The 7,750-nt window shown below is 35.5% G+C and carries 7 protein-coding genes and 1 tRNA gene; 5 read left to right on the top strand and 3 right to left on the bottom strand.

Going from position 1 to position 7,750, the window contains the following annotated elements; all coding sequences use genetic code 11:
- Both ACFS6I_RS23015 and ACFS6I_RS23010 read left to right on the top strand, forming a co-directional pair.
- The coding region (locus ACFS6I_RS23015; protein ID WP_380924062.1) for a hypothetical protein at positions 1 to 184 on the top strand (184 nt) is incomplete at its 5' end.
- An 815-nt stretch (positions 185 to 999) separates the two neighbouring features.
- A tRNA-Pro gene (locus ACFS6I_RS23010) sits at positions 1,000 to 1,073 on the top strand.
- 41 nt (positions 1,074 to 1,114) lie between these two features.
- Here the strand turns inward: ACFS6I_RS23010 and ACFS6I_RS23005 are convergent.
- Both ACFS6I_RS23005 and ACFS6I_RS23000 read right to left on the bottom strand, forming a co-directional pair.
- Complete coding sequence (locus ACFS6I_RS23005; RefSeq protein WP_380924060.1) at positions 1,115 to 1,762, bottom strand: bifunctional 4-hydroxy-2-oxoglutarate aldolase/2-dehydro-3-deoxy-phosphogluconate aldolase; 648 nt, start codon at positions 1,760 to 1,762, stop codon at positions 1,115 to 1,117.
- An 8-nt stretch (positions 1,763 to 1,770) separates the two neighbouring features.
- Positions 1,771 to 2,760, bottom strand: a complete 990-nt coding sequence (locus ACFS6I_RS23000) for a PfkB family carbohydrate kinase (RefSeq protein ID WP_380924058.1) — start codon at positions 2,758 to 2,760, stop codon at positions 1,771 to 1,773.
- A gap of 161 nt (positions 2,761 to 2,921) precedes the next feature.
- On the opposite strand from ACFS6I_RS23000, the gene ACFS6I_RS22995 reads away from it, so the two are divergent.
- The 3 genes from ACFS6I_RS22995 to uxaC are packed head-to-tail and all read left to right on the top strand — an operon-like array spanning position 2,922 to position 6,336.
- Positions 2,922 to 3,743 carry an SDR family oxidoreductase gene (locus ACFS6I_RS22995; RefSeq protein ID WP_132846213.1) on the top strand — a complete coding sequence of 274 codons (822 nt, stop codon included), beginning with the start codon at positions 2,922 to 2,924 and terminating at the stop codon, positions 3,741 to 3,743.
- A 12-nt stretch (positions 3,744 to 3,755) separates the two neighbouring features.
- A complete protein-coding gene (gene uxuA, locus ACFS6I_RS22990) occupies positions 3,756 to 4,916 on the top strand; it encodes a mannonate dehydratase (protein ID WP_380924055.1) in 1,161 nt (386 codons plus the stop codon).
- A 10-nt stretch (positions 4,917 to 4,926) separates the two neighbouring features.
- Positions 4,927 to 6,336 (top strand): glucuronate isomerase, encoded by a 1,410-nt coding sequence (uxaC, locus tag ACFS6I_RS22985; protein ID WP_380924053.1) that lies wholly within the window; start codon positions 4,927 to 4,929, stop codon positions 6,334 to 6,336.
- Positions 6,337 to 6,358: 22 nt separating this feature from the next.
- Here uxaC and ACFS6I_RS22980 read toward each other — a convergent pair whose 3' ends face one another.
- Positions 6,359 to 7,384, bottom strand: coding sequence for a LacI family DNA-binding transcriptional regulator (locus tag ACFS6I_RS22980; RefSeq protein WP_021191083.1), 1,026 nt, complete (start codon positions 7,382 to 7,384; stop codon positions 6,359 to 6,361).
- Between the last annotated feature and the right edge of the window lie 366 nt (positions 7,385 to 7,750).

Genomic DNA, 7,750 nt, shown 5'->3' with positions numbered 1-7,750 from the left:
CAGAAGCCTTTGCTATACAGCAGAGGCTTTTTTGTGTTTATACATTTTTTATGCTGAGAACATGGCTATTCCTGTTCTTTCGGTAACTTCTGCAGGCCCTTCATACTCATCATTTTACCTATTCAGCTTCTACATCCTCTTTCTATCGGACAATCATACTGTCACTATATCTTCCGATCTCTAATTTTTGACACTTTTAAACACTTAAAGTACTTTCATGTTTTTCTCTAAATAATCGGATTATTTAATTGGTCTAACTTGCTTCTTTAAGAACTCATTAATTAGAGGTATAATCTTGAATATTTCAATAAATAAAAACTTAGTAAATGATTGTTCATTTCTAAGCAACATATAAAGTGCTAATTGTAAGGCGCTTGCAACCCTTCTAAGAATTTATTGCCTATAGAATTTAAGCTACTCATGTAGTTGTGTCTGTTGAAAAAGGATTTACAAGTCTGAAAATTGATCGAAATTCAACCTAGATTTTAAAATTAATTAGCTCAAACATATCGTTGCTAGTTTTGTATAATTCAGAAATCAGGCTATTGGAGATCAGTAGGATTTCTGAATGAGTGCAAATCGGCGAGGTACACAATTAGTTTTAAAACTAGAGATAGCACATCTATTCAGGATAAATGGGAACAAGTGAACGTAAATCTCTTTTCAACTAATCAAAAATATTGATATTTATTACATAGTTTAAAGGTTTATACTTACTCATTTTTGTTTTTTTTGAATTCAATTTAAGCATTTGTAATAGCGAATGGACTGATAAAAGCTATTCTTTAGAGAAGAAACAGGTTTCATGAAATTATCGATTTAGACCATGGAGAAGCAGATTATCTTATAAATCACCTTAAATATGAGATTGTTTTTCGGTTAATTGAAATTTATTTATCAGCTAATCAGTCTTTTATTGTGTAAAGTGAAAAATAAATTTGACATTACTAATATTCGCTGTATATTTGCATCACAATAAAACAAAAGGTGATACCTTTTCGGGGTGTAGCGTAGCCCGGTATCGCGCCACATTTGGGATGTGGAGGTCGTAGGTTCGAATCCTGCCACCCCGACAAAAAAAGCTCTAACGAAAGTTAGAGCTTTTTTTATTTCTCTATTTTAAGCTTTCAATGTACTGAAAAGCTTTTTGTAATCTATTTTCAATATAATTATTTTCTTCTGATTCTGTCGGGCCATTAAATAATTTTGATCCCATACCTACTGCTGATACTCCAGCTTGGAACCACGCTAACAGATTTGCTTCATCTAATGATACACCACCTGTAGGCATAAATTTCAATGATTGAAATAGAGGCTTGATGCCTTTCAAAAAATTTGCTCCTAAGGCATCACCGGGGAAAAGTTTTACTAATGGTGCACCTAATTCTTCAGCAACTGAAATTTCAGTGGGAGTCATGCAACCCGGTATCCAAAGTATATTATTTTTTAAGGTCACATCTGCAATTTCTGCTTTCACAATAGGACTAACAATAAATTCTGCTCCTATATTTATGAAATCTAGGGCTTGTTGCTTCGTTTTAATTGTTCCAATTCCTAGCTTTAAATCTTTGAAATTTTCATCGCGGTATTTAAGCAGTGCCTTAAAGTTGTTATGTGCTTCAGGACCTCTATTAACAAATTCGAAAACGCGAACTCCACCATTATAACATGATGTTAAAATGGCAATACATTGGTCAATATCGTCATGATAGTAGACGGGGATAATGGGAGAACTTTCAATCTTGGATAGGATAGTATGCATGTTGATTATTATAAATTGATGAAATCACCTTTGTTAAATAGTTTTTTGAATCCGAGTTGGGTTGCAGTGTCTATAATGTCTTGAGCAGACTTACCGTCATAAATAGCAGCAATTAAACCGCCCATAAAGGCGTCTCCGCTACCAATACGATCAATTAAGTCATTTGTCTCTAAAATAGTACTTATTTTATTTTCTGCAGGGCTATGATATGTTCCGTAAAATAGATTATGTTTAGGGTTGTCCATAAATCTAAACGTATTAGCGATGTGTTTGCATTTGGGATATTTTTCAAATATTTCTTGGGCAACTAAACTGGAATAATCGAAATATTCGCTGGAAGAAGTGGTTCGGACCAACTGCTCATGAATAGAAGTTCCAAGCATTTTGTTTTCAGCCCAAATATTTCCCATAATAACATCGCAATATGAAACTAATGTAGGCATAATATCTAGAGGCTGTTTTCCATATTGCCATAACCTGCTTCTATAATTGAGGTCGACAGATGTGGTGATTTTCTTTTCGTGCGCTATTTTCAATGCCGTTAGCATGAGCTGTGCTAATTCCTCGTTTAATGCAGGTGTTAAGGCTGTCCAATGAAACCATGAACAGTCGGTAAATAGTTCATCCCAATCAATATCTTCCGTTTTAAGTTTGGAAAATGACGAGTACTTACGATCGTATATTACCTCTCCGCTTGTTAAACCATTTGCCGATTGCAAAATGTAAGAACCTAAGCGTTCGCCACCAAATATAAACTTGGAGGTATCGACGTTTTTGTGATTGAGTGTGTTTAAAATCTCCTTGGTCAAAGAGTGATCGGGAGCGACAGACACGTAAGTAGTCGGTATTGATAGCGAGGCAAGAGCCACAGCAACGTTCGCTTCTGATCCTCCTGGATAGGCATAGACTACCGATTGGTCATCATTAAAAAAATATTCATCTTTTGCTTGTAATCTATAAAGAATCTCTCCGAAGCAAAGGACCGTGTTTTTATCCATAAGTTATTAGTTTACTTTTCGAAAGTAGTATAAATAATTGTATTTCTGTATTGATTGTGTCTATAATTTCGAAAACGTTTGAGTAAATAAAGTTATAAGGATGTTTCTTTAGGAATTAATTATTTCATAAAATTGGTAACTTTAAATCTAACAATTATAAAATGGGGATATTGGATAAATTTTCATTGAACAATCACGTTGTTGTGGTTACCGGTGCAACTGGAGTTCTAGGAAAATCTTTTGTAGATGCTTTGGCTGAAGCTGGTGCAAAGGTTGCAGTACTGGGTAGGAATAGAGAAAAACTCCAAGAAAGAGTCCAGGCTATTGAGGCGAAAGGTGCTGAGGCATTAGCAATACAAGTAGATGTTTTGAACGAAGAGGACGTGATACGGGCTAGGGATGAAATAATAGCGAAATGGGGTACGATTGACGGTTTGGTCAATGCTGCTGGCGGTAATATTGCTGGAGCAACAATAAAGCCTGAACAAAATCTTTTTGACCATGATATAAGAGATACGTTGAAAGCAATTGAGCTTAATTTAAATGGAACAATTATTCCGACACATATTTTTGGACGTGTAATAGCTGAATCTGGTAAGGGTTCTATTGTTAATATTTCCTCACTTGCGGCAAGTAGACCATTAACTAGAGTTTTGGGGTATACGGTTGCAAAACACGGTGTAGATGGCTACACGAAATGGATGTCTGTTGAATTAGCTTTACGATACGGTGATAAGGTACGTGTCAATGCAATTGCACCAGGGGTATTTTTAACAGAGCAAAATCGAAACCTACTGATAAACCCCGATGGTACATATTCCGACCGAGCGCAGAAATTTATTAATGCGATGCCTTATCAACGTTTAGGAGAGCCAGATGAACTGAAAGGAACTTTAGTCTACTTATTAAGTGATGCTTCTGCTTTGGTTACTGGTGAAACGATTTTTGTTGATGGCGGGTTTAACGCATGGTGTGGGGTTTAATAAATTTAAGGTATGAAGAAACTTGAACAAACTTGGAGATGGTATGGGCCTAATGATCCCGTTTCCTTGGATGATATAAAACAAGCTGGTGCGACAGGTATTGTAACGGCATTGCACCATATTGCTCATGGCGATGTTTGGCCTGTCGAAGATATTTTAGAGCGTAAAAGAATTATTGAAGATAGTGGATTAGTCTGGTCGGTCGTAGAGAGTCTTCCAGTGCATGAGGCGATAAAAACAGGAAGCAATGATGCCAGATATTATATTGAAAATTATGTGATGTCTTTGGAGAATTTAGCGAAATGTGGAATTCAGATCATTACTTATAATTTCATGCCTGTTTTAGATTGGACCAGAACACAATTAGATCTATTGATGAAAGATGGTTCAAAAGCTTTATATTTTGATTGGATTGACCTTGCTGTATTTGATATTCATATTCTAAAGCGAATAGATGCAGTCAAGGATTATACAACAGTGATATTGGAAGGAGTTGAAAAAAAATTTTCTTCTTATTCACAGCAAGATCTTGATGCGTTAGAACAAGTTGTTTTGATGGGAATCCCTGGAGAAAATGATATTACACTACAGGATCTGAATAACAGCATTGCTGTGTATGGTCAGCTTGGTCGAACGGGATTATTAGATAATTTGCTTCATTTCCTGTCATCGATAAGTGACGTTTGTGAAAGGGAGGGGATTAAAATGACTATACATCCCGATGATCCGCCATATCCAATTTTAGGTCTTCCACGTATTGTGAGTAATGAATCTGATCTGGTAGCAATACTTGAAGGTGTTAATAAGCCGTTTAATGGCATTTGCTTTTGCACAGGTTCTCTTGGTGCTAGTCAGTCAAATGATGTTGCATCCATTTTGGATGCTGTTAAAGAAAGAGTTTACTTTTCGCATCTGAGAAATGTAAAGAAAGACACTTTAGGAAGTTTCTTTGAAGCTGATCATTTAGATGGTGATGTAAACATGTATGCTGTGATGAAAATTTTGATAACTGAAAATCAAAATCGAATCAGACCTATTCCCTTTAGACCTGACCATGGCCATCAAATGTTGGATGATCTAAATAAGAAGACGAATCCTGGATATTCTGCAATTGGTCGTTTGAGAGGGCTCGCAGAACTCAGGGGATTAGAATATGGAATTTTAGGTCAATAAGCAAAAAAGAATGTCAGATTTTATCAATCATAATTTTATACTGCAATCGGATATTGCACAACAGCTATATCATAATTATGCAAAAGATCTTCCTATTATAGATTACCATAATCATCTTCCCCCTGATCAGATTAGCAATAATCATCAGTTTGACAATCTTGCTCAAATTTGGCTCTATGGTGACCATTACAAATGGCGTGCTATGAGAACTTTGGGAGTTGAAGAGAAATATATTACAGGAGAAGCTTCTGATTTTGAAAAATTTCAAAAATGGTCGGAGATTGTGCCTCAAACATTGAGAAATCCGCTGTATCATTGGACACATATGGAGCTTAAGAATCCATTTGGAATTAACAAATTGCTCAACATTCAAAGTTCACATGCTATTTATGAACAAACAAGGGAACAATTGAAGGAACCGAGTTTTAGTACTCAGGGACTTTTGAACCATTTTAAGGTTGAGATGGTGGGAACAACTGATGATCCAATTGATAGTCTGGAATTTCATAAGGCTTTAAGTTTAAATACTGAATTTAACACAAAAGTACTTCCGACCTTTCGCCCAGATAAGGTTTTTCAATTATCAAAAGGAGATGTATTTAGAGCTTATGTGCAAAAACTATCTGATGTGAGCGGAATAAAAATACACCACTTGGATTCTTTATTAGAAGCACTTGATGAACGAATTAATTATTTTGACTCTTTGGGTTGTGTGGCTTCAGATCATGGGTTGAAATATCTGCCTAAAAAAGGGGCATTTAATTTAGCGGAAGTGAATTCTACTTTTATCCGCGTGATCAATGGAGATGATACCGGAGCTTTGGAAGTGGAAGATAGCTTTGTTTTTTATATTTTAAGTGAATTATGCTCAAAGTACCATGCAAAGAATTGGGCGCAGCAATTTCATTTAGGCCCGTTGCGTGATACAAATAAAGGGAAGCTCGCAATTTTGGGTGCTGATACGGGGTATGATTCTATTGGGGACTACCCTCAAGCTGATCGTATGGCAGATTTTTTTAATTATCTTGATACAAAGGATCAATTGGCCAAAACAATCATATATAATGTTAATCCTGCTGATAATGCTGTTTTTGGTTCAATGATCGGTAATTTTCAGGGCGGAAATATGAAGGGAAAAATTCAATTTGGTTCAGGATGGTGGTATCAGGATCAGTTGGATGGTATGACAGAACAGATAAATGCACTTTCTAATTATGGTTTGATCAGTTGTTTTATTGGGATGTTAACCGATTCGCGAAGCTTCTTGTCTTATTCTCGACACGAATATTTTAGAAGATTGCTTGCTAATATTTTTGCAGAAGATATCATCAAGGGTTACCTTCCGCATGATGTCGATATGATTGGAAAGGTTATCGCGGATATTTGTTATTACAATGCGGTTGCCTACTTTAAAAAGTAAAAAAGCTAACTGAGGTGCAAAATCAAGTCAAAAGACTTGATTTTCTTATTTCCAGGGTAGTTTCTAGTTCGATTGTTTCAAAATCGTTATGTGATGGACGCTTAATAAGATAAATGAGTTTTTTCATTGCAGTATGTCCGATTTCACTTGCAGGCTGTTTGATTCTGCTCAATGCAGGGTTTAGTGACGTTGGAATAGAAATATTAGAAAAGCCAATAACAGCAATTTCTTCCGGAACCTTAATTCCGAGTTCTGCTAGAATTCCGAGTGTTCTTGTGGTGATGACATCGGTGGCTCCAAAAATTGCATTTAGCTTATGTTCTGTGTTTAGTGTTTTTTGTATGGCGCTTTTGATTTGTTTATCAAGTATTGCGGTATCTTGAATATTACACTCAATAAAGTAATACGGCTTTAGTGGAATTTCAAATTCTCTTAAAGCTTCTTTATATCCGTTTAACCTGTCTTTGGAAACACCTAATTGGTGTCCTGTAATATGAAGGATATTTGTACGTCCTTGTTCGAGGAGGTGTTTGGTAGCTTTATAAGCCCCGTCGAAATTGTTGGCACCCACTTTATCTGTTTTTAATTGATTGACTGTTCTATCAAAAATAACGATGGGTTTTCCGTTTTCTTGTAATTCTTTCAATAAACTCAGATTCGATGATTCGCTGACTGGTGAAATCAAAAGTCCGTCGATACCTCTCGAGTTTAAAACTTCAATACAGGATTTCTCAACCTGTATATCTTCTCTGCTCTGCATAATGATGATATCAAAGCCTGTTTCTATAGATGCTTTTTGAATTCCGTCTAGTATTTCTGCTATAAATGTATTATTAATCGCGCATACAATGACACCGATAGTATTTGTTTTCCCGATTTTAAGACTTTGTGCCACTTTATTAACGCTAAAATTCATTTTTGTAGCGTAGTCCTGAACAACCTTTTTGGTCTTCTCACTAATTTCATAACTATCTGATAAAGCTTTGGAAACTGTTGAGATTGATATATTCAATGCTTTAGAGATATCTTTTAAGGTAGTTTTAGCCATTTTGATTACTAATTTTGGTTATTGTAGAGGTATAAAGATATTTATAAATATGATATATCACTAAACAATCTACATAATCGACAATCGATTTTGAGCAGAGATTATACATTTTCTATTAATTATATGTTTAACCATAAATTTATCCACCACGTTATAAGCCCTTTACCGGTTTACGGCAAACTATTTCCCAAAAAGATTAGGAAGTGAATATAAAAAGGTGCTATCTTTGCACCACTCCGCAAGGGAGGAACGGCTGATCCGAAAGGGGAGGCACTGAAAAAAGAAGGGTTTAATGAAGATTAAACGCAGAAACAGCAGGAAAACAAAAAAAATAAATTTTCACATTTATTTTGGAGAAACCAAAAA

It is taken from the genome of Sphingobacterium anhuiense (assembly GCF_042686355.1).
Taxonomy (GTDB): Bacteria; Bacteroidota; Bacteroidia; order Sphingobacteriales; family Sphingobacteriaceae; genus Sphingobacterium; species Sphingobacterium anhuiense.
This window is presented reverse-complemented; position numbering and strand designations above follow the sequence as displayed.